Source organism: Bacillus sp. MT94 (assembly GCF_058792475.1).
In genome coordinates, this window is sequence record NZ_JBXAEZ010000003.1 from 109,869 (window position 1) to 133,356 (window position 23,488).

At 35.2% G+C, this 23,488-nt stretch carries 24 protein-coding genes and 1 riboswitch; of the genes, 8 read left to right on the forward strand and 16 right to left on the reverse strand.

Annotated features, from left to right (window positions below; translation table 11 throughout):
- Positions 1–14 precede the first annotated feature (14 nt).
- The 9 genes from AC1Q51_RS12305 to ykzP form a co-directional block, all read right to left on the reverse strand.
- Complete coding sequence (locus tag AC1Q51_RS12305) at positions 15–2,315, reverse strand: NEAT domain-containing leucine-rich repeat protein (protein WP_492331534.1); 2,301 nt, start codon at positions 2,313–2,315, stop codon at positions 15–17.
- Between the two features lie 419 nt (positions 2,316–2,734).
- Positions 2,735–3,517, reverse strand: a complete 783-nt coding sequence (locus AC1Q51_RS12310) for a DeoR/GlpR family DNA-binding transcription regulator (RefSeq protein WP_000117666.1) — start codon at positions 3,515–3,517, stop codon at positions 2,735–2,737.
- 40 nt (positions 3,518–3,557) lie between these two features.
- On the reverse strand, positions 3,558–4,742 hold the full coding sequence (locus tag AC1Q51_RS12315; RefSeq protein WP_025118330.1) for a saccharopine dehydrogenase family protein: 1,185 nt from the start codon (positions 4,740–4,742) through the stop codon (positions 3,558–3,560).
- Positions 4,739–5,836: a 2-aminoethylphosphonate--pyruvate transaminase gene (gene phnW, locus AC1Q51_RS12320; RefSeq protein WP_090975882.1), complete on the reverse strand. Its 1,098-nt coding sequence runs from the start codon at positions 5,834–5,836 to the stop codon at positions 4,739–4,741. Before phnW ends, AC1Q51_RS12315 begins: the two co-directional genes overlap by 4 nt.
- Before the next feature lie 15 nt (positions 5,837–5,851).
- A complete protein-coding gene (gene phnX, locus AC1Q51_RS12325) occupies positions 5,852–6,646 on the reverse strand; it encodes a phosphonoacetaldehyde hydrolase (protein WP_000687381.1) in 795 nt (264 codons plus the stop codon).
- Positions 6,647–6,667: 21 nt separating this feature from the next.
- Entirely contained in the window at positions 6,668–8,425 is a 1,758-nt protein-coding gene (locus tag AC1Q51_RS12330; protein WP_000425530.1) for a putative 2-aminoethylphosphonate ABC transporter permease subunit, read from the reverse strand.
- Positions 8,426–9,427 carry a putative 2-aminoethylphosphonate ABC transporter ATP-binding protein gene (locus AC1Q51_RS12335; RefSeq protein ID WP_000006196.1) on the reverse strand — a complete coding sequence of 334 codons (1,002 nt, stop codon included), beginning with the start codon at positions 9,425–9,427 and terminating at the stop codon, positions 8,426–8,428.
- Positions 9,428–9,446: 19 nt separating this feature from the next.
- Positions 9,447–10,523 carry a putative 2-aminoethylphosphonate ABC transporter substrate-binding protein gene (locus AC1Q51_RS12340; protein ID WP_000750893.1) on the reverse strand — a complete coding sequence of 359 codons (1,077 nt, stop codon included), beginning with the start codon at positions 10,521–10,523 and terminating at the stop codon, positions 9,447–9,449.
- Between the two features lie 228 nt (positions 10,524–10,751).
- Positions 10,752–10,904: a protein YkzP gene (gene ykzP, locus AC1Q51_RS12345; protein WP_000240799.1), complete on the reverse strand. Its 153-nt coding sequence runs from the start codon at positions 10,902–10,904 to the stop codon at positions 10,752–10,754.
- Positions 10,905–11,052: 148 nt separating this feature from the next.
- Between ykzP and AC1Q51_RS12350 the strand changes: the two genes are divergently transcribed.
- Complete coding sequence (locus AC1Q51_RS12350) at positions 11,053–11,388, forward strand: DUF3905 domain-containing protein (protein WP_000726028.1); 336 nt, start codon at positions 11,053–11,055, stop codon at positions 11,386–11,388.
- Between the two features lie 38 nt (positions 11,389–11,426).
- Here the strand turns inward: AC1Q51_RS12350 and AC1Q51_RS12355 are convergent, their stop codons facing one another.
- From AC1Q51_RS12355 to phaR, 5 genes are all read right to left on the reverse strand, one after another.
- The gene (locus tag AC1Q51_RS12355) at positions 11,427–12,776 is read right to left on the reverse strand and encodes a TrkH family potassium uptake protein (protein WP_001204706.1); all 1,350 of its coding nucleotides are present in this window, start codon (positions 12,774–12,776) and stop codon (positions 11,427–11,429) included.
- Between the two features lie 23 nt (positions 12,777–12,799).
- Complete coding sequence (locus AC1Q51_RS12360) at positions 12,800–13,993, reverse strand: NAD(P)/FAD-dependent oxidoreductase (RefSeq protein WP_000772526.1); 1,194 nt, start codon at positions 13,991–13,993, stop codon at positions 12,800–12,802.
- A 94-nt stretch (positions 13,994–14,087) separates the two neighbouring features.
- Positions 14,088–15,173 carry a class III poly(R)-hydroxyalkanoic acid synthase subunit PhaC gene (phaC, locus tag AC1Q51_RS12365; protein ID WP_000206336.1) on the reverse strand — a complete coding sequence of 362 codons (1,086 nt, stop codon included), beginning with the start codon at positions 15,171–15,173 and terminating at the stop codon, positions 14,088–14,090.
- 83 nt (positions 15,174–15,256) lie between these two features.
- A complete protein-coding gene (locus AC1Q51_RS12370; RefSeq protein ID WP_000250407.1) occupies positions 15,257–16,000 on the reverse strand; it encodes an acetoacetyl-CoA reductase in 744 nt (247 codons plus the stop codon).
- Positions 16,001–16,150: 150 nt separating this feature from the next.
- Positions 16,151–16,633: a polyhydroxyalkanoic acid synthase subunit PhaR gene (gene phaR / locus AC1Q51_RS12375; protein ID WP_000566941.1), complete on the reverse strand. Its 483-nt coding sequence runs from the start codon at positions 16,631–16,633 to the stop codon at positions 16,151–16,153.
- Positions 16,634–16,831: 198 nt separating this feature from the next.
- On the opposite strand from phaR, the gene phaQ reads away from it, so the two are divergent.
- The 7 genes from phaQ (at position 16,832) to AC1Q51_RS12410 (ending at position 22,307) form a co-directional block, all read left to right on the forward strand.
- Positions 16,832–17,284: a poly-beta-hydroxybutyrate-responsive repressor gene (gene phaQ, locus AC1Q51_RS12380; RefSeq protein ID WP_000939954.1), complete on the forward strand. Its 453-nt coding sequence runs from the start codon at positions 16,832–16,834 to the stop codon at positions 17,282–17,284.
- Positions 17,285–17,326: 42 nt separating this feature from the next.
- Positions 17,327–17,851 (forward strand): polyhydroxyalkanoic acid inclusion protein PhaP, encoded by a 525-nt coding sequence (gene phaP / locus AC1Q51_RS12385; protein WP_000448592.1) that lies wholly within the window; start codon positions 17,327–17,329, stop codon positions 17,849–17,851.
- A 101-nt stretch (positions 17,852–17,952) separates the two neighbouring features.
- Complete coding sequence (locus tag AC1Q51_RS12390) at positions 17,953–18,396, forward strand: MaoC family dehydratase (RefSeq protein ID WP_001067916.1); 444 nt, start codon at positions 17,953–17,955, stop codon at positions 18,394–18,396.
- 148 nt (positions 18,397–18,544) lie between these two features.
- A complete protein-coding gene (locus AC1Q51_RS12395) occupies positions 18,545–18,730 on the forward strand; it encodes an alpha/beta-type small acid-soluble spore protein (RefSeq protein ID WP_000241212.1) in 186 nt (61 codons plus the stop codon).
- Between the two features lie 114 nt (positions 18,731–18,844).
- A complete protein-coding gene (locus AC1Q51_RS12400) occupies positions 18,845–20,164 on the forward strand; it encodes a TrkH family potassium uptake protein (protein ID WP_000822356.1) in 1,320 nt (439 codons plus the stop codon).
- 38 nt (positions 20,165–20,202) lie between these two features.
- Positions 20,203–20,368: riboswitch (yybP-ykoY riboswitch) on the forward strand.
- Between the two features lie 90 nt (positions 20,369–20,458).
- On the forward strand, positions 20,459–21,253 hold the full coding sequence (locus tag AC1Q51_RS12405; RefSeq protein WP_000383326.1) for a TerC family protein: 795 nt from the start codon (positions 20,459–20,461) through the stop codon (positions 21,251–21,253).
- 202 nt (positions 21,254–21,455) lie between these two features.
- Complete coding sequence (locus tag AC1Q51_RS12410) at positions 21,456–22,307, forward strand: formate/nitrite transporter family protein (RefSeq protein ID WP_000893034.1); 852 nt, start codon at positions 21,456–21,458, stop codon at positions 22,305–22,307.
- A 27-nt stretch (positions 22,308–22,334) separates the two neighbouring features.
- On the opposite strand, the gene AC1Q51_RS12415 is transcribed toward AC1Q51_RS12410, so the two are convergent.
- On the reverse strand, positions 22,335–22,646 hold the full coding sequence (locus AC1Q51_RS12415; protein WP_001103762.1) for a cyclic-phosphate processing receiver domain-containing protein: 312 nt from the start codon (positions 22,644–22,646) through the stop codon (positions 22,335–22,337).
- Positions 22,647–22,660: 14 nt separating this feature from the next.
- On the reverse strand, positions 22,661–23,383 hold the full coding sequence (locus AC1Q51_RS12420; RefSeq protein WP_090975878.1) for a prepilin peptidase: 723 nt from the start codon (positions 23,381–23,383) through the stop codon (positions 22,661–22,663).
- Between the last annotated feature and the right edge of the window lie 105 nt (positions 23,384–23,488).

Sequence of the window (23,488 nt, forward strand, 5' to 3'; positions counted from 1 at the left end):
ATTAAAGTTTCACTTTATTTCTTTATTGCATTATATAAAAACTGTGCGTATTGTTCACGTGTTACGAAATTATCTCCTAAAAAGTTCCCTTCCCCGTCACCTTTTGATATTTTATTATCTACTAAAGCTTTCACATATCCTTTCGCCCAATGGCCATTTGGTATATCTTTAAAGTTCTCTGCACTATTTTCATTTTCTTTTAACTGAAATACTCTTTGTAGTACTACTGACATTTCATATCGAGTTAATACTCCATCTGGACGGAATGTATCATTTCCATACCCTGTCATAATCCCAGCTTGAACTACTGCATCAATAGCCGTTTCATACATATTTCCTTTCGTATCTGTAAATGTCGTTTTTGGTTTTAGATTATTTTCTAATTTTAAGTACCTTTGTATTAGAAGTGCTACTTGTCCACGAGTAATGTTATCCCCAAATCCAAATTCACCATTTCCATAGCCTATAAATAACTTTTCTTTCGCTAAGTAATTAATTGCTTCTTCTGACCAATGTCCTTTTGGTACATCTTTAAATTCTATCACTTCTGTTTTCTCATCTTCTTTAGATGTATTACCGTCTTTACTTTCTACTACATTTTGAATAACAGATCCTGTAAAGAAGATTCCTGTATCCGCGAATGGATCTTTCACACCAAATTCATATACTTTCTCACCCGGTGTACTCCATTTCACTACACCATTACTATACGTACCGTTATCGCTCTTCAGACGGATTTTCGTAGAAACCTCACCATCTTTTTCATATATAGGTACTTTTACTTCTTTATTTACTTCTGTTTCCTCTAAAAATACTTTTTGATTTTGGACATTAATATAAGCCGTCTTACTTAGTTCTATAACTGGTCGGACATCACGGATTTCATTTGCAACAAAACTTAGAAATACTAATTTTTTCAAATTGCTCACTGGTGATAAGTCTGAAATATAATTCGCTTCTAAATCAAGCTTTTGTAAGTTTACTAGACTTGATAATGGCGTAATATCCTTTAACTCATTGTTAGGTAAGTGTAATTGTTTTAACTGTGTCATCTTACTTAGAGGAGTAACATCTTTTATTTCATTTTTCCCGATCCACAATTCTTCTAATTGCTTCATTTGCTCAATGCCGGATAAATCTTTAACTTTATTACGTGTTAATACTAAATCTGTTAAAGGTAATGAATATAACGCTTTAATATCTTCAATTTGATTACCTGCTAAAGTTAAGTATGTTACATTTTTCAAAGCGCTTAATGGAGCAACGTTCGTAATTTTATTATTTGCTAAATTCAAGTAATCTAGTTGTTCCATTTTCGCTAATGCTGTTACATCTTCTATTTGGTTGCCTGATAGATATAAACTTTTTACATTTTTCATTTCAGTTAGTGGTGTAACGTTTGTAATTTTATTATTACTTAAATCAAGAGATTCTAAATTATCCATCTTAACAAGTGGCGTTACATCTGCAAATTCATTACCACGCAAAGCTAAATGATTTAATTGCTTTAAGTTCGCAAAGAACGACGTGTCTTTTATCTTCGCATTCGCAACTGTTAAAGATTTTAAATTTGGCATATATTTTAATGCACTATAATCAAGTATCTCATTTGTATTTAAAAATAAATCCTTTACTTGTAATAACTCTTCTTTCGTAATTGGTGTATTTAAATCTTTTCTATTAAATACTTTTTTATTCACAAGTTCTCTTAATTTGTTATCTGTTATCATATTTTGATTATCAACTGGATTATCCGTTTCCGTATTGCCTGAATTAGAGTTATCATCTGGTTTCTCTGTTTCTTTGTTACCTACAGTTGGATCTTTAATTTCAAATTGAACTTGATATTTGTGATCATATCCAATAGCTGGAATAAGTATATGCATTTGCATATTGTGCTTCTTCTCAAACTCGCCAATTTCAAATTGGACTACTTTCGTTCCGTTCTTCCTCTTATCTTCTGACAAAACCTTCACATCATGAAATACACCAGGCTGGTTTCTATCTTCTATTCTAAGATATTGAAAATAATCGCTATCTTGCATTGTTACAGTGACAATTTTTTTACCAGCTGCAATCGTTACTTTAGGATCTTTTATATATTGAGAAACCATAGATGGCTCGTCTTTTTGGTCCTTATATATTTTAATTTCAGTATCATACGTGCGATCACTCGCTGCTGCTACCGATTGATTTGCTTCAACTTTTAATGCCGCTAATGCTGGAGTAGAATACGTAGCAAATGGAATTGCTAATGTTGTCGCTACTACTAGCGCCTTCATATAATTTTTTTTCAAAATAATATCCCCTATCATATACAATTTTTATAATTGATAACCCTTATCAATTACCTACAAATAAATGATAATGAATGTCATTATCATTGTCAATGAGAATATTACATTAAATTTATATTTTTAAAGATAAAAATAAAAAGCCCTTTATTCAAAGGGCTTTTTTACCTATCGTATGAAGAATTTCACTTTTTTCCTTCTCATTGATGACACCAATTTTTTGCAAAATATTCGCGTACAATACAAGTTTATTATATATTCGTTCTGACATGTTCTCCCTTCTTTCCTTCGACCAACTTTTTTTGTATTGGTAAATTATATGAAAGAGATGAGAAAATGTGTCCACTTTTTGCATAAATGCAAATCTTTTATTTTACGATTTGCAGACAATAAAACTCCCTCCTAAAAATTAGGCGGGAGTTTAGGTACTTTCACTTTATTTAACAAACTGTCCACTGAATATTATGCTTCATAAGTTCTTCTTCAAAACTATATGGCATTTTTTTATCACAAATTACATGTTGAATACGTGAAAATGCTGCTATACGATAATTCCCTTTCACGCCTACCTTCGTATGATCACATAAAATATATGTTTTCTCAGCTAATTTCATCATCGCCTCTGACAATTTCGCTTTCTCTAATTCAAAGCTGGAAACTCCAAAGCTAGGTAATAACCCATCAATCGAAACGAACGCTTTATGAAAATGGAATTGCTGTATTACTTGCTGAGAAATAGACCCTGATACACGCGAATGCTTTGGAGATACTTTTCCACCTATAAATAAAACTTCACCGTGAAACATCTTTTTATTAATAGAAGAAATTAATTGTGTTGCGACTGGAAATGAACTTGTTACAATCGTTAAGTTTTTACGATGAACAAGGTATGGAACCATTTGAAGCGGTGTACTTCCATCATCAATTGCAATGACATCACCATCTTCTACAAATGTCGCTGCTTTATAACCAATTCTTTTCTTCTCTTCTATATGTAGCATTTCTCTTTCTAACATTGGCGCCTCTACCCCAGCGCCTGGAAGTTGAACAGCTCCACCATACACTTTTTTCAGCTTCTTTTCACGATCTAATTCTTCTAAATATCGACGAATCGTTTCTGTTGATACAGCAAATTCTCTCGCTAATTCTGAAACCTTTACTTTTCCTTTAAATTCTACCTTTTCAAGAATGGTTCGCTTTCTTTCTTCTCCTACTACAGACATAGATTCACCTCATTTATATCTCCCTCATAAGCTTCCTTGCTTATACAAAGTTATAATTTTCTTTGTAAGTAGAAACTTCTTCATGAATATGAATACCGCGCTTTGCTAGTTCATCAAAAATTAATTGTGGATTTTCAAAAGCTTCTTCAGGCGTAACAACACCCACCCTATTTACATTTCCAGTTGCAATTAACTCTGCAGCAATCCCAAATGGAATACCGACGTTTCTCGTATACGCCCTTAATTTTTCCCATCCTACAACAGAACCATCAGATAACGGATGTGTATGATATAACACATGTCTTTGCTTCTCATTATTTTTCATACCTATTACTTCTACATGAAGTGCATAACCATAAAGCTCTGTTTCTTGTCCTTCTTTCGATTGCAATAAATACTGCGAAATACAATCCATAATGCCTATTTCTTTCCCGTTTATTTCAATCTGATCATTACGCAATATGCCGTAATCATATAAAGCACGTACAAGTTGCATATTTTGCTTCGGCCAAGTCCCTCTCGTCTCTATCAGTTTGACACCTTTATTTTCTAGTGCCTTTGCTAACGTAATCGTTTCAGAATGCGGAATGATATACTGCGTTTCCTTACCATAAGGCGCTGGCAATTCTATTTCTCTCGGACGCGCAAACGGAAGTACTTGTTTAAATTCACCATCTTCATACACTGTACGCGATGGTAAATCTGGATCATATTCATATGTCGTTGTCTCTGTAATTGAAGCAGAAAAAGCAATCGGACGATACGAACCGTGACTTACGCGGACAGACTCTACAGTATCCAGTTGATTTGCTGCATGCATTGCCATCATTTGCGTTACACCTGGCGTCATGCCAAACCCAGGCAAACATGTTTTTTCATTTTGAACAAATATAGCATGCGATTCATTTTCTTCACCAAATCCATTTAGGTTCACACCGTGGCAGCCTGCTTCTGCAATACAGCGAGTCGACAATCCGTTTAGCTTTATCGTCGTACCGTCCATTACAATGTCGTAACCTTTCATTTTTGCAACCGTATCCTCGTGATTCGTTACATCTACTTTTACAAAATCAACACGAGGATCGTTGAGCCATTCTACTACTTTACAGCCCTCTTCCTCGTTAAAATCGGCTACAGTAATCGTCTCAAAAGATGAAAATTGAACTAAATCCAAAATAGCTTCACGACAAATTTTACCTGCTCCACCTAAACAAAATACTTTCACCCAATAACAGCTCCTTTAGCAATACTATCAACTAAGCGATTAATATCTTCTTCATGTACATCACCTATATTTCCAATCCGGAACGTATCTACTTTCGAAATTTTCCCAGGGTAAATAACAAATCCATAGCATTTTAATTCGTTATATAACTGTTGAAACTCGAACTCCCCTTTTGGATAAATGAAAGATGTAATAATAGGAGATTGATATTTCTCATCTACTAGTGGCTTAAATCCGATTTCTCCCATTCTATTCACTAGTAGTTTTTGATTGTTGTAATATCGATTGTAACGCGCTCTTACTCCACCCTCTTTTTCTAGTTCAAGTAGTGCTTGATAAAAAGCATGTACAACATGTGTAGGTGAAGTAAAACGCCATTTCCCATTTTGTTTTTCCATCGTTTCCCATTGATCATATAAATCAAGAGATAAAGAGCGTCCTTGCCCTTTACACTTCAATAATTCATCACGTTTTGCGATTACAAATCCGAATCCAGGAACCCCTTGAATACACTTATTCGCACTACTAATTAAAAAATCAATTTGTAAATCAGCAATGTCTATTTCAATCCCGCCGAAACTACTCATCGCATCAACAATTGTAACCTTTCCATACTGCTTTCCTAATTTACATACATCTACAATTGGATTTATAATGCCTGTCGTTGTTTCACAATGAACAACTGCAATATGCGTAATATCTTTATCTTCTTCCAATAACTTTTCTACTTCTACAATATTAGTAGGTTCCCACTCTTCTGTTTGGCTGACCACTACATCAATCTGTAACATCTCTGCCATTTGTACAATGCGCTTACCGTACGCACCATTTGTACAAACGAGAAGCTTCCCATTTGCCGGAATAACAGAACCAATTACTGCTTCAACTGAAAACGTACCGCTTCCTTGCATTAACACTGTTGTATATTTCTCTTCTTCCTTCGTCGCTAACGATACAAGTTTAGCTCTTACTTCTTGCACCATCGTATTATATTCAACATCCCACGTACACCAATCGTATAGCATAACTTCTTTTACTGATTTTGTTGTCGTTAATGGTCCTGGTGTTAATAATAAGTAGTGATTTTCATTCATGATCCCGTACCCCTTTTATGAAATAATAAGTTCTTGTTTCTCGATATGTTCCATTACGTTTTCGAGCTCCTGCATCGTTTCAATCGTAAAATGAGCCCCATTTTCAACAAACCGATTACGAACTATTTCTATTTTTTCACGAAGCTCTACCGAATCCATACTCTCCACTTCCTCTTCCGTTAAACCGAGCTCACTACTTCCAAGAATTACACCAACTGTCCACATTCCAGCATTTCTACCTTCTTTCATATCTGATACTGTGTCCCCTACTTTTATCATATGGTTCATCGGATACACACCAAGTTCCATTGCATTTTTATAGCACATCCATGGGTATGGGCGGCCTGCTGGAACATCATCTGGCGTAACAAGAAAATCAGGTTTATATCCTTGTAACGCTGCTTCCTTTGCTACAATATCCATCATTTCTCTCGTATAACCAGTTGTTGAACCGATTTTAATGCCTCTCTTACGTAAAGAAGCGATTACTTCTTTTACCCCATCAATCGGCTTAGCATAATTTGGCAAAATAGAAAAGAGAATTTCTTCAAACTCTTCATACATCTCATGAATGTCTGCTTCTGTTGGTAAGTGACCAAAGACACGCTTCCACTCATCCGCAATACGAGGCATTTCTGTTAGTGCCCTTACATGATCTATTTTTAATAATCCCATTGGCTTACGTGCTTCTTCTGCTGTAATTTCAACGCCGCGTTTATGAAAAATCTTCATGAATACTTCTAGTGGTGCAAAGCATCCGTAATCAACCGTCGTACCTGCCCAATCAAAAATAACTGCTTCAATTTTCATTCTGTCCATCACCCTTCTTACTTATCTTTTTTGCCATTGTGAAGTTCGGTTACGAAGTGCTTTCGTTCCCCATTCATATACAACTCTCACTACAATATTTGTAACAACAATAAGTACACTCATTGCAGCTGCTGGCGCTACATTTCCTGCATCATCCATATTTACGATTGATACGGCAGCTAGTTTAAAATCAGCTGCATATAGGAACACAACTGCCGATACAGTTACCATTGAATTTACGAAGTAGTACATTACCATTTCTAAAATTGCTGGTAAACACATTGGTACTGTTACTCGGAAGAATGTTTTATAAAACGGAATACCCATCGACTGCGAAACAAGCTCAAACTCTCGGTCTAATTTCTTTAAGGCAGTCGTTGCCGTGACAAATGTTACAGAATAAAAATGAATGATATTTACTAGTACTAATACAGCGATTGTTCCGTATAAAGAATGAAACGGATTCGTTACTGATAGTCCAAGAATTTGAATCGTTGGTTGACTAAAGAAAAAGACATATCCTAATCCGAGTACTAAACCTGGTATCGCTAACGGCACTATAGAGAAAAAGTAACCTGTTTTTCTAAAAAATTGTAGCTGGTCTATTTTCTCAATTGCATATGCGAATACAAATGTTAAGATCGCCCCAATAACTGCTGTAACTGCTGAAACAATTACGCTATTTTTAAATGCTTCAAGTCCATCTCCTGTTAAACTGGAAAAATTAAAATGCTCAAATGTAAAACTCATATTATATGGCCATACTTTCACACTTGCAGCAATACCAACTGCAACAAATAATAGAATGATCATAAGGGTAATCACACTACAATATATGAATGAGATTACATCTCTTTTCTTATTAGCTATTATTCTGTATGGTACTGCTTTTGAAGATAAGAAATTCGCCTGCTTTCTTTGCGTAATACGATCAACTACAAATGCGAATATAGCTGGGATTAATAAAATCATTCCGACAGTTGCACCCATCGGCATATTTTGCTGTCCAATTACTTGTTTGTATACGTCAGTAGCAAGCACATTATATTGCCCACCAACAATTTTTGGTGCCCCAAAATCAGTAAAACTAAGTGTAAACACAACAAACATTGCACTAATTAATCCGTACTTTACACTAGGTAAAGTAACCGTGAAAAATTGCTTTGTTTTACTGGCTCCTAACATATTAGAAGCTTCATATAAACGATAATCAGATCCTTGAAAGGCAATTAGCAATATGAGAAAGGCTTGCGGAAATGTATACATAACTTCAGCTATTACAATTCCTACTGGTCCATATAAAGGGATTTGTATACCTTCAAATAAACCAAACATTCCTTTCGTTACTAGCCCTTGATTACCAAATAAATATGTAAGTGCTATACCGTGCATCATCGTTGGTGCAAACAATGGTAATAACGCTACATACTGAAATACGCGCTTTCCAAAAACATTCGTACGGGCAATTGCATATGCGTAAACGAATGCGATTGCAACTGAAATAATTGTTGTTGCGCCCGAAATCCATACTGTATTTTGTAAAGACTGCACTAAAGTTGGTGTTGTGAAATATTTACTGAAATTCGCTAAACCAATGAAAACTCCATCTTTATTATAAAAAGCTTGTGTAAATAGTTGTAATAGCGGTAATACAAGTATGATAAGGAAAGAAAGAATCATACCGATAATTACGAGCCTTTGGATCCATTCCTCTTTCCCTATACTTCTCTTAATCTTTTTTTTCGTACTTTCTACCTTATAGTTTTCTAACATCTCCATCTATACAATGACCTTCTTTCCATATGACAACATATGATTTTCTGAGAAAGAGATTTGAATCGGCTTTCCTTTTCTAATAGCCGTTGCTTCTACTTCTGATGCTAATATATCCACTACAATTTTCTCATTATAAAGGTGTGTGTTTTCTTCTACGACTCGTACTTCCGTCCGATATACAGATCCGCGAAATTCCATACTTTCCACAACTGTTTTAATACCGTCCTTTTGTACAATTGTTACATGTTCAGGACGAATTGCATGTTCTTCGTTATTTTTCGAAAAGAAATTAATAGAACCAATAAAATCTGCCACAAACGGATTGGCTGGTCTTTGATAAATCTCCTCTGGTGTTCCAATCTGCATAATTTCCGCATGATTCATTACAACAATTTTATCAGCCATCGTTAATGCCTCTTCTTGATCATGCGTTACCATAATCGTCGTTATTCCTATTTTCTCTTGCAAATCACGCATTTCCCTACGTAATTTTTCACGCACTTTTGCATCTAAAGCTGATAACGGCTCATCGAGTAACAAAATATCTGGAGACAGAGCGAGCGCACGTGCAAGTGCTACTCGCTGCTGTTGTCCACCAGACATTTGAGCAGGATATTTATCTTTTACATTCAGCAAATCTACAAGTTTTAACGCATCTAGCGCTTTCTCTTTCACTTCTGCTTTCCCATATTTTTTTGTCTTTAAGCCGTATTCAATATTTTCAAGTGCTGTTAAATTCGGAAATAAAGCATACGATTGGAAAACCATTCCGAAGTTTCTCTTTCCAGGAGGCAATGCTGTAATATCTTTTCCATTCACAGCTATACTGCCAGTCGTTGGTTCCTCTAGTCCCGCTAAAATGCGAAGCAACGTCGTTTTCCCACAGCCACTCGGGCCTAATAAACAAACAAACTCATTTTTGTTCACAGTAAAAGAAATATCTTTTAACGCTGTAAATGCATCAAACTGTTTTTGAATGTGTTGAATTGATAAATATTCGCTCATTTTTCTCTCTCCCACTCACTTACTTTTTCGGTTCTGCTTTTTGGCCAAACTCTTTTTCCCATTTTTCTAAGATTTTGTCACGATTTTCTGCTGCCCATTTAAAGTCATTCTTTTTATATAATTTTTCAGTAACATCTTTCGGGAATCCCTCTGGAAGTTTATAATCATTTTTAATTGTCGCAAATCCATTTTTCTCAAAGTATAACTTCATTACATCATCAGTAATTGCCCAATCTAAAAATGCTTGTGCTAATTTATCATTTTTCGCATTATCTTTCTTAATAAGTGCGTTCGCTTCTACTTCCCACCCTAATCCTTCTTTCGGCAGTACAACTTCAACTGGTGCACCTTTTTGTTTCTCTTTTAAAGCACTATAAACCATTGATACACCGACTGGATATTCACCTGCTCCTGCTAATTTCGCTGGTTTTGATCCTGAATGCGTATAACTTGCCATATTATCATGAAGTTTCTTCATGTAATCCCAGCCTTTATCTTCACCCATGATTTGTAGCCATGCAGAAACTGTTAAAAATCCTGTTCCAGATGATGCTGGATGTGGCATAACAAGTGTTCCTTTATACTCTGGTTTCGTTAAATCTTCATATGATTCTGGCATCGGTAAATTTTTCTTCTTTAACTCTTCTTTATTTACAGCAATCCCCGTCATAAATGCAGTATTTCCTACCCATTTTTCAGGTTGCTTATCATCTTTAAATTGTGGAAGAACACGATCTGCTCCTTTTGGAGAGTATCCTTTTAACATATCTTTTTTATCTAAAGCTAATAGACTTGATGCCGCAGTTCCCCATACAACATCTGCTTGTGTATTTTTCCCTTCAGCTAGCAATTTCGCAGTAATAACTCCTGTTGAATCACGTACAATGTTCAATTTCACATCAGGATATTTCTTTTTAAAGGAATCAAGATAAATTGGTACAAGCTCTTCTTCAATTGCTGTGTAAACAGTTAATGATCCAGATAATTTGTCATCTTTCACTTTCGCTCCAGCACTTTCTTCCTTCTTTGCACCACACCCCATTAATAACGAAAATACCATTCCAGTCGCTACAGCTTTAAAGATTGTTTTTTTCACTGTTTCTCTCTCCTTTTACAAATCTTATGTACAACTCAAATATAAACAACTAGTGTAAAAGCAGTATTAAACCAACATTAATCTTTTGTTTGTTGTTTGTTTTTGTGTAATACGTTGCTACTTCTATGTTTTTTCGCATTTTTCTGCTAATAGAAAACACTAAATTTACAAATAATTAAAAAAACCTTTATAATCCCACAAAAAAATGAGGCGTTTGTAAAAAACGCCTCATTTTTGTTTCCCTTTTTTTGAATTACGATTAGCATACTTTGCGCTATTTTCTCCTTCATACTCTAATGCAAATTCTGCATCTGGTAAGCTTTCTTTCGGAGTTTTATTATTATTGATTGCCGCATTTTGTTTCACTTTTCTTTTTACCAATACATTCACCTGCTCTCAAGAAATCACTTTCTACTCTAGTTTGAAACAACTTAAAATAATTATTACTGGCAAGTGTTAACAAGTACATAAGGGGCGTTAGATGGAAATACTACATATGAAGAAATCATTATAAAAAGGAGCGATAATTTTGAAGAAAAAAGAAAAGATTCAATCACCAATTTTAGACGAAACGCTCCCGCATCAAATGAATTTTCCATCTTTTAAAGGAACAGGAAAAACGATGCAACAACCTTTTGTGAATCAATATAATGTTGTAATTGGAGACAGTAAATATAATTCCGAGAACAGTCCGCTTAACAATTGGAGTGATGAAGTAGATCCTGCCATTATGGCTGGCGATGAGTGGATCCATCCGACAAATGATATTGGGTGGATTTCAGAAGAAAATCAAGAGTTACTAAAAAACGAAGTGGATAATAAAAATGAAGCTTTTATGCATCCACAATTTGGTATTAACGACTAAAAAACCATTCTACCTAACGTAGGTAGAATGGTTTCATACTATCCAATAATAATCCGCTCTTTCGGGTATTTATAGCGAGGTGGTTGTTCCCTTCCACCACTAGCTAAAATAAATGTTAAAATACCAACGCGTCCGATAAACATAAGCACAATGAGTACAAGTTTCCCAACAGTTGTTAAATCAGGCGTAACACCTGTTGATAGTCCCGTCGTTCCGAAAGCAGAACAAACTTCAACAATTAAGCTCATAAGCGGTACATTTTCCGTAATAGATAAAATGAATAGCGCAGTAGCACATAACAAAATCCCCATCGTCATAACGACAGATGCTTTTAGTACATCCTCTTCATGTAGCTGACGTTTGAAGACTCTAACTGTTCTACCGCCCCTTGCAAAGGTGTATAGTGACAATATACTAACAGCAAATGTAGTTGTACGTATTCCGCCCCCAACCGAACTTGGAGATGCCCCTATAAACATTAATATACTCATAAATAAAAGCGTCGGTTGTGACAATTCACGTATATCCATCGTAGCAAGTCCACCACTTCGCGTCGTCACAGATTGGAATAATGTATAAAATACCGTTTCATGCCATGACTTTCCTACTAAAAAGTGATTTCTCTCCAGTAAAAAAATCATAATTGTACCAACAACAACGAGTGCAAAAAATGTTGTTGTCGTCAATTTTGTAAATAATGAAAAACGAAATAATTGTTGTCCTCTTTTACTAAGGAATTGCTTCACTTCCATTAGCACAGGGAAACCAATCGCCCCTAAAATAATTAGTAACATATGAATCATTTGAACAATATAATCTTTTTTATACGGAATTAACGATTGTCCTGTTAAATCAAATCCACCGTTCGTAGTCGCACTAACTGCTGCAAAGAAACCGTGAAAATAAGCTTCTTGCCAAGTCGGAAAGTAAAGTAAAAATCTTGTACCTAATAGGATTGCTCCAATAAGTTCTATCGAAATAATTACAATTAAAATAGAACGCATCAATTCTACAAGACCCGATAAATTTCCTTGATTATGGTCTGCCATAATTAATCTTCTTCTTTGCAAACCAATCTTTTTCCCCGTAATGATCCAAACAAATGTACCAAGCGCCATAATTCCTAAGCCGCCTAATTGTAAAATAAGGGCTAAAACAATAATTCCTGCTGTAGTAAACGTATCTGAAATCGTAATAACAGACAGCCCCGTAACACTTACCGCACTAACCGATGTAAAAAGGGCATCTATAAATGTCCATTTCACACCAGGTTTCGTAACAAACGGTAAACTAAGCAAGATTACCGATACAACTACTGCTAATAAATAAAATAAAACAATGAGTTGTACTGGACGTAATTTTTGTAAAAACTTTTTTATATCTCTCATTCCATCACTTCGCTACCTTTTTTCTATCGATTAAATAAAGAAAAATCTTCCCTTTCTTTATTTGTAAATAACTGTTCAAATAATTTGGCAAAGACCATTCCATATACAGTTCCATTACCTCCATACGGCAATGCGTAAAACAAATTATGTATCTTTTCGTCTTCTTTTAAAATGGGGAGACCATCATGAGTACCACCAAATGCGGCTGCCCAATAGTAGTCTGCCTGTATATTTTTATACTGCGGGAACATCTCTTTTACAATATTAATAAGGATATCACGCTTATGCAATAATTTCGTATCACCGATTGTTTGAATTTGCATCGCTTCATCTAATCCGCCTACAATAATGCGGTTTCGATACGTTCGAAAATATAAGTAAGGCCGTTCCGTTTCCCAAATTAACGATCGCTCATGCCAGCCTTCAAACTGATCTATTTCATTTGTTACAATTGCATAAGAAGTTTCTACTGTTGTATTTTTTTCTTTCTTTCCAAAAAGCGCTTCATAACCTGTCGCCATAATAATATTCTTTGCTACAATTTGATTTCCTGTTTTCGTGTAACAAATTAAATCATTTTGGCGTTTTTTTATATGTATTGCCTCTGTATGTTCATATATATTAGCTCCTATTTGGTTTGCTTTATGCAAAAAACTATGCGCTAATAAATACGGATTCACCTCAGCATCACCTTGCGTATATAACGCTGCTTGTTTTGCAAAAGAATAACGTTTCTTAATATCAGCTTCTGTAAAATATTCAACTGGAAATCCATAATTCTGTAACGTATTATATTCCTCTTGTAAAAATGAGACATCCTCACTTTTACTTGCATAATATAAACTATTTCGCGGAATAAAATGGGGATCAATATCAAGAGTCGGTATAACCTCTTCCATTGTTCTTAGCGCTTCATAACAAAGCTTATATGCTCGTACCCCTTTTTCTTTACCAAATGTATGGATAAGGGAGGTTAACGATTTATCATGAAGGAATTGTAGTAAACCTGTATTAGCAGCTGTGCTACCACACCCAATTGCTCTTTTTTCAATAAGCGTAACACTCATGCCAATTTTCGCTAACGAATGCGCTATATGAGCACCAGCTTCGCCGCTTCCGACTACGAGCACATCACATATCATATCATTTTCTAACAGTGGATAACAAGGTACAGAAACTCCTGTATTCCAAAACAACTTACCATTCATAAGTTTCATAATTATACTCCTAAAATATAAGTTTCTCCTTTCTATGTTTTGTTATTTTCCATAAAAAAATCCAACTAACATAGGCTAGTTGGATTTTTTATTTTTAATTAGAACGCTCTTCAAGCCAATTTCCAATCGTCGGATATGTTTGTTTTACAGCTGTTCCACCGTAAACGATAGACATATGCCCTGTCGGTAAACATACATATTGTTTATCTGTGCTAGAAATATGGTCTAGTAATGCTTCTACTTGACATGGCAAAGCAATATGATCACGTTTCCCGGAAATATTTAAGACATTCGCCTTAATATTTGCAAGGTCTACCTTTTGTCCGCGAATAACGAGTTCACCCTTAACCAGTTTATTATTTTGATAAAAATCACGAATCCACTGTCTGTATGATTCACCTGGGAACGGAATACCATCACCAACCCACTTTTGAACCAATCTCCAGCTTTCGACGAAGCGCTCATTCTCTGAACGATCTACTAAAGCAACATATGGACCGACAAAGTTCGTAATTGGTTTTAACATTTTGTTTCCGAAATCAATCATTTCTGGCGGAATATTTCCAAATGTATCAACCGCTTTATCTAAATTGAAGTATTTCTCATCTAACAAAGGACCATACAATCCTGTTTCAGAGAAATCAAAAGGACTTGTCATGAAAATTAAATTACGAATTGGCATGTGCGGATGAAGTGCTGCATAAATAGAAGTTAGCGTTCCACCCATGCAATAACCAAGTAAAGAAATCTCGTCCGATTTTGCAGTTCGCATTACTTTTTTTACTGCTTTTGCAATATAATCAAACACGAAATCATCAAATTTCAAATGACTATCTTCTAAACCAAATGTGCCCCAATCAAGCATATACACATCAAAACCACGATCCACTAGATATTCCACTAAACTATTTCCAGGAGTTAAATCCATAATATATGGTTTATTGATAAGAGCATATATTAACAGAATTGGAACTCTTTGTGTTTTTTCTTGTTTTGGAATGTAGCGATAAAGCTTCGTCTTATTCTTCGTCCAAATAACCTCTTTCGGCGTTAATCCTACTTGCGGCTCTGGTTCACGTAATAAAATTTCACTCGCCCTTTTCACTCGGCGGTATGCTTTTCGGTACTCTTCTGGGTATAGCTCTAATTGCTTTTCCCATTCTGTTGCGAATGTAGTCATTTTTTTATCTCCTTTTTGGTCGATTTCCTTCTTAAAAAAAGAAGTGCATTCCTGCTATGGATATGCACTTTTTTCTTACTTCATTACATATATAATCCGCCGTTAATGTTTAATTGCTGACCTGTGATATACGCACCGTCACGGCATAGGTATACTACACCTTTTGCAATTTCATCAGCTTGACCAAAACGTTTTTTCGGGATTTTTGCAACGATTTTTTGACGTACTTCTTCTGGCACTTCTGCTACCATTTCAGTATCAATAAATCCTGGGCAAATTGCATTTACAGTGACATTTGTTTTTGCAAGTTCTAACGCTAATGATTTTGTAAATCCTAACATACCCGCTTTTGCTGCTGAGTAGTTTGTTTGGCCAAATCCACCTGCTTGACCAATAATAGAAGAAATGCTAATAATTCTTCCTTCTTCCGCTTCCGTTATGTATGGAAGAACCGCGCTTGTCGTATTAAATACGCTACTTAAATTCACGTCAATTACGCGCTCCCAATCTTCACGATTTAACTTTTTGAATGTACGATCTCTTGTAATACCAGCATTATTAACAAGAATATCAACTTTACCAAAATGATTCACAGCTTCTTCTACAAGTCGGTTTGCATCTTCTACTTTAGAAACATCCGCTTGCACTGCATAAACGTCATGTCCGTCTTTTCCTAGTTCATTTACTAAGTTTTCAGCTGCTTCTTTACTGCTATTATAGTTAATAACAACTTTAGCGCCCTCTTGTGCTAACGCTACTGTAATTGCTTTTCCAATCCCTTTTGCTCCACCTGTTACGATTGCTACTTTTCCATTTAATTGAACCATTTCTTTTCCCCCTTAAATGAATTTGTGAACGATTGTTATGAATCATTTTGGTACTCATACTGTAGAGTCCCTATATAATTATGTTTCGCCGTTTACATGTGAAAAGAGATTCTCCCTCTCTCTTTTGCCTGTTATAAACAAGCGCTTTTATCATTTTTTATTTTCCGGCTTATTCGCAGGCTTTATCTCTTCTTTTACAGGTACTTGTAGTTTAGCTAGTACTGCATTTTGCTTTTCTAGCAATTCTAAAATTTGATCTACTTTTGTTTCAAGCGTACGAATATCTTGTTTCACTTTTGTCACATCACGCTTTAATGTAGGAGCTTGTCCTAAAGAATCTACTTTCTCCTCTAGAAACTCCTCAATGTTATCTACTTTATTTTCTAAGTTAATAACAAGCGTAGCCACTCTTGCGATATCCTCTTTCGTCGGCACATTTACTTGTTCTAAATAGTTTTTTGTCGTATCATTTAATGCTTTTTGATAAAACAAATTCAAATCTAGAACGCTGCCCATCCAAGCAGAATATTCTTCTGTTTTAATTGTTTCATTGAGCGCTTTTCCCCAAAATGTTTCGGTTTGTTCATAAGCATTTTTCCATGCTTGTAGTGGATCGAATTTTTGATCAATCACTTTACCTACACTCCCTTTTTCTTTTTTGAAACAATTCAACCTATTCACTATTTTCTAATATTCTGAATAAAACTTCAAGTCTATATTTTATTTTTTTCTATTTTCTAACAAATGTGTTGACTTTAAAAACAGATAGGTGTAAATTGCACTTATAAGCAAAAAATTCCATCTAACTGATTCATGAGGTGATGCACAATCATGCTACAAAATGAACCAGAACAACGCGAAAGTTTGGAGAACAACCAAGCGAAACAACCAAACTCCATGCCAAAAAACTTCTTAGTTCCCTTCTTACTTCTCTGTCTAAAAGACTGGAGTCTTCATGGTTACAAACTTATTCAAATGCTAATGGATATCGGCTTTTCTTCTGTTGACCAAGGTAATGTTTATAGAACACTACGCAAATTAGAAAAAGAAAACCTTATTTCTTCTACTTGGGATACAAGCGATGGAGGGCCGGCAAAAAGAATTTATTCTTTAACTGAATATGGAGAGCAATATTTAACAACATGTGCGACTTCTTTTGAACATTATCAAAATATGTTGCGGACGTTTTTCACGTTATACACCAATGCATTCTTTCCATTTTCTACTTCTCCAGAAAAGGATGAAAAGGATTCTTCATCTTCACCTGGTGGTACAGCAGAGTAATCTGCGTTCACAATATGTAAAAAAACATTTGGGGGTCAAACAATGGAAACTAAACCATACGAATTAGTCGATGCATTTTGGAAAAACTGGTCTCAATCACTTTCCCTTTTTTCTTCAGCTGGGAAACAATTAGAGCAACTTACTTTAGAAACATTAAAACAACAACAAGACGCTTTGCATAAATTAACATCAGGAGTAGATGAACTAGAAAAAGAACTACAACAAATCACTGCTCAGTTCAATAACCAATATACAGATTACGTGAAACAATTAACTGGTAACTCCTTAAATGATCAAATTAACGAGTGGCAAGACAAGTGGAAAGAACTTTCTGCTCATATGCAGCAGCTTACTGTTTCTCCTACAAAAACATCTTTGTCAATTCTTACACAAACAAGCGGTCAATTTGAAGAAACAACAAAACAATTTATTGAGCAACAACAATTACAACGTGAAGAGGCTCAAAAACAGTTAGAGGGTTTTTTGGAAGAGTTCAAGTCAAAACAGTTGGAACTCGCAAAAAAGTTCGAGGAAAACTCAAAAAATCTATTTACTTCCATCAAGTAAGAAAAATGTGGGAGCTAACTGCAGCACAAACAAAACTCTTTCTTCCTCCTACTACATCAAGATGGCTAACATTTTTCGATATGGAAAAGAAGGAGGACAAAATGAATCCATTTCAAGAAGCACAAACTGTTCCGGAGCTTCGTTATGATGAGATTCAAGTCGGTGATCAAGCATCCCTTACAAAAACAATTACAGATGAAGATGTTATCAATTTTGCAAAATTGACTGGAGATGTGAATCCTATTCACATTTTAGATTCTTTTGCAAAAACGACAATGTTTAAAGAACGTATTGCTCACGGTATGCTCGTTTCGAGTTTTATTTCTACCATCCTTGGAACGAAACTCCCAGGCAAAAATACGATTTATTTATCCCAAAATGTTTCATTCCGTGCCCCTGTCAAAATCGGTGATACACTTCGCGTTGTGGCAGAGGTTATTAAGAAGCGTGACGATAAAAAAATCATTACGTTGCAAACAAACATATATAATCAATCAGATGATATTGTCGTGGAAGGAACAGCGACAATACTAAAAAAAGAGTAGCAAAGTTGCTACTCTTTTTTTCTATCCAAGAACTTCTAATCGCACCGATTACTTCCGCGTATGAGTATGTCATTTCCACATAAAATAACGTTACCAGTTTAGATAAGAACTTAGCTGAACTGGACTACTCATAAGGATGTGTATCAACATGGTAAAAACAAACAAATTATTAGTTCCAGGTGCAGAACAAGCGCTTGAACAATTTAAATATGAAATTGCACAAGAATTTGGTGTAAGCTTAGGTTCTAATACAGCATCTCGTTCTAACGGTTCAGTTGGCGGTGAAGTAACAAAACGTCTTGTTGCTTTAGCTCAACAACAATTACGTGGATAATTATATAACATATGGCTTAGAGGCAGATATTATCTGCCTCTTTCTATTTTCAACATACATAATAGTGCTTTTTCACATACTAATCAAAGCAAAACGAAAGGAGCAATATGTGACATGAAACGGATTAATATTAGCATGAGCCCTCCCCGCGTTCTTACTTTATCTTTTATTGTATTATCAGTTGTCGGCACATGCTTATTAAAACTGCCAATTGCTACGACAACGTCCATTTCATGGCTCGATGCCTTATTTACAACCGTTTCCGCTTGTACTGTTACTGGGCTTGGTGTTGTGGATACTGGAAAAGTGTTTACTTTATTTGGACAATGTGTCATTTTAACGCTTATACAAGTTGGCGGGCTTGGCATTATGAGCTTTGCGGTCTTAATTGCTATTATGCTCGGAAGAAAAATCGGTCTTCAAAACCGTATTTTATTACAACAAGCATTAAATCAAACGAATATCGGCGGCGTTATCCGTCTTGCCAAAGCATTATTTTTATTCTCTTTTACAGTCGAATGTATCGCTACTTTAATTCTTTCTTTTGAATGGGTACCCAAATATGGGGTTGCCAAAGGGATCTATTATAGTTTTTTCCATTCAATCTCAGCCTTTAACAATGCTGGTTTTTCTGTGTGGAGCGATAATTTAATGTCCCATTCTCATAGCATTCTTGTCAATTTCGTCATTTCCTCTCTCATCATTTTAGGTGGAATTGGTTTTACAGTAATTGTAGACATAAAAAGAAAGAAAAACTTTAAAAACCTTACACTACATTCAAAACTTATGCTCACTTCTACTCTAATCGTCAACATTATTGCTACCCTTTTTATTTTTATATTCGAGTTCCATAACTCCCTTTCTATGAGAGGTTTTACCCCATTTGAAGAAGGAATGGCCTCTTATTTTCAAGCAATTTCAACACGAACTGCCGGGTTTAATACTGTTGATATTTCTACATTGTCAAAACCTTCCCTCCTATTAATGATGCTCCTTATGTTTATTGGTGCTGGTAGTGCTTCAACGGGTGGTGGGATTAAGTTAACAACATTTTTAATCATATTTTTTGGCGTATTTAAATTTTTACAAGAACAAGAGGATATTGTCGTATTTAAAAAATCCATTAAAGATACTCTCATTGTCAAATCATTAACCATTACTATTATTTCCATTTCATTTATCTTTTTTGCTATTTTAATTTTGAGTATTACTGAGCGAGTTCCTCTATTGATGAGTGCTTTCGAAGTATTTTCAGCATTCGGGACTGTTGGCCTCAGTATGAACTTAACACCCCACTTAACTATAATCGGAAAAGCTATTATTATCTTTATGATGTTTTTTGGGAAAATGGGGCCTTTAACATTGGCTTTTTCATTTGCTCGTAAAAAGAACCGGAAAATAAAATATCCTAATGAAGATATTTTAACAGGTTGACAACCGTATCAATTATCCATATAATGAGAATACAATAACATATCTCCAAAGGGGAGTAGCGTCCAAGAATATTTCTTGGAAACAAAGTCGTCATTACGTAGAACTTAGTTCTTCCGGCTTTGTTGGCATTTTTATTACATATGTCTAGCAAGACCTTTGCCTATTAACGGCAGAGGTCTTTTTTGTATTCATTTCCAAATTCTTCCAAAGTTAATAGGCAGGAGTATGGGGAAACTAAATAGTGGGGAAATTCTTCACTTATTTAGAACTTATAGAGATGAGAGGAGAATGTACATGGATGTATCATTATTATTGGAGTATGGTTGGGTATTACTCATCCTAATTGCACTTGAAGGGATTTTAGCGGCTGATAACGCTCTTGTTCTTGCAATTATGGTAAAACATTTACCAGAAGAAAAACGAAAGAAAGCACTATTTTACGGATTAGCGGGGGCATTTGTTTTCCGATTTGGATCGTTATTTATGATTTCGTTCTTAGTCGATGTATGGCAAGTGCAAGCAATCGGTGCCATCTACCTTATGTTTATCGCTGGTAATCACTTATTTAAAACATATGTTAAAAAGAATACAGATGAAGAAACAGAAGAAAAAGAAGCAAAGAAAAAACAAGAGAACTTCTGGTGGACTGTATTTAAAGTTGAAGTTGCTGATATCGCCTTCGCAGTTGATTCAATTTTAGCTGCGGTTGCACTAGCAATGACTTTACCAAAAACAGGATTAGGTACAATTGGTAGTCTAGATACTGGGCAATTCGTTGTTATCTTTGTAGGTGGACTTATCGGATTAATCATTATGCGATTTGCAGCAACTGCATTCGTGCAAATCTTAAAACGTAAACCAGGACTTGAAACTGCAGCATTCTTAATTGTAGGTTGGGTTGGTGTGAAGCTAGCAGTTTATACATTAGCACACCCTGCATTAAATGTAATTCCACATTCATTCCCAGAATCCACTCCGTGGAAGCTTACATTCTGGATTGTATTAGTCGGAATCGCAGTTGGTGGTTGGTTCTTCTCAAAAGAAGTAGAAGTAAAAGTAGAAAAGAATTTAGACGAAAAAGCGCTGTAATTACAGCGCTTTTTCTTTTTCCTTTCTTCCTCTCAATGTCCAGAAAAAATTCCATTATACTACCTTTTGTAAACGTTTTCTTAACGTATGTATGTCCTTTTTGTGAAACATTGCACAAACTTATTGAAAGTGAGAACAATTCCATGTACTTTATTCATATAAGGAGTATTTATAGAAGATTTACTAAAGGAGCGTATTACTCATGCTAGAACAAGGACTAGATTATGTTGTCAAACTGGCTAAAAGCAAAAAGAAAATGCTAGATACAAACCCAATGCAATATTTTATTCGTGCTGCACTTGCGGGTATTTATATCGGTTTTATTATTGTACTATGTTTTAAATTAGGTAACTTTTTTCACATTGCAGATTCACCAGCAACTTATTTAGCTGCTTCTATGTTTTTCGGGATTGCTCTCGTACTTATTATATATGGCGGTGCTGAATTGTTTACTGGAAACACAATGTACTTTACTGTAGCAACTTTAAGAAAAGAAACAACGATTTCTGATACACTTCGTAACTGGGTTGCTTGTTATGCAGGTAACTTAGCCGGCGCGTTATTCTTTGCCTTACTATTTTACGCAACTGGAATTTTTGAAGCAATTGATCACGGTCACCTAATGAATAAAGTCGTTGAAGGAAAGATGAACACACCTACAATGCAGTTATTCTTTAAAGCCATTTTATGTAACTGGCTCGTATGTCTTGCTTGCTTCTTACCATCTCAGGTTAAAGGCGACACGGCAAAAATAATGGTCATGATGCTACTTGTTTTCACATTCTTCTTATCTGGTTACGAACATAGTATTGCAAACTTGTCACTCTTTGCTTTATCTTTAGTTTCACCACATCCTGAGACAATTTCTTTTTCAGGTGCTATTCATAACTTAATTCCTGTTACAATCGGTAACATTATTGGCGGATCAGTATTTGTCGGTATGGTATACCACTACTTAACAAAAAAAACACCTGAAGTTCAACAGGAAGAAACTGAAATCGCAGCAGCTCAACAAGAAGAGATTATTCCTTTACAAGCACATATGAAACATTAAAAACTCCAAAGTTTTACTTTGGAGTTTTTAGCTTCCCACGTATTTAACAACAAGGTGAGGATTAATTTCTCCTTCTTCCTTTCCCTTATCCATTCTCTGTTTCATCTTGTGCATACCGATGACATCATTCGTATGAAGGTGAATTTCATTTACATATAACCCCTCTGTACAAAAAGCTTCTACAAAATCCAGTCCATTTTTTGCTCCCCACCCCATATTAAAATCAAGGGAAAGAATATTCACATCATAATCCCGAACCATTTGCAAAGCACATTCTACTGTAGTTGCGGGCACATACCCGAACGGGCAACTTCTTTGATCATCCATATATACGTTCATTTTCTATTCCCTCTCTAATTTGAATATGCGGCCAATACATAACATATTGCCCCAAGACTAATAAAAGGACCAAATGGAATTGGTTTTCGTACTTCTATACGTTTTAATACGATACCCACCCCAAAGAAACAAAGACTGAAACAAGATGCTAAAAATAAAATGATAAAAACGCCTTTCACTCCTACTATAAACCCAAGTAACGAAAGTAGTTTTATATCACCTCCGCCAAGCCCTTCTGGATATATCTTTTGCATGCAATATAACAAAATGAATATAACACCACTACCAACTATACTATCTGTCCAAGTAACTAATTGTACAAAAACACTTTCAAGAATGAGTAAAATGGCAAACGAAATTAAAATACAATCAGGAATTAACATATATAAGTAATCTGTAACTGAAATAATAAGAAGTAGCGAAAAAAGGGATAAAATGATAATAAGCTCTCGTTCTATTCCAATCATATACACGGTAAGAAGAAATATACTTCCTGTTATACATTCAAATGCTACATACATAATTGGAATTTTCCTCTTACAATTCGTACAACAGCCTCTTTGTATATAAAATGAAATGATGGGGATTAGTTCTTTTGGCCTTAGCACATATTTGCAATAATAACAATGTGAACGCGGGGTAATAATAGACGCACCTAATGGAACCCTCATCGCAACTAGCATAAAAAAAGAACCAAACACCATCCCTGCTAACAGTGCATATAAATAAGTGAACATCCCTTCCTCTCCTTTCCCAAAAAACATAGCAAAAAAAGGAGAGAACTTCTACTTCATATTATCCTTTATTCTACTAAAAAGCAGGCCATTTTCTGGCCTGCTTTC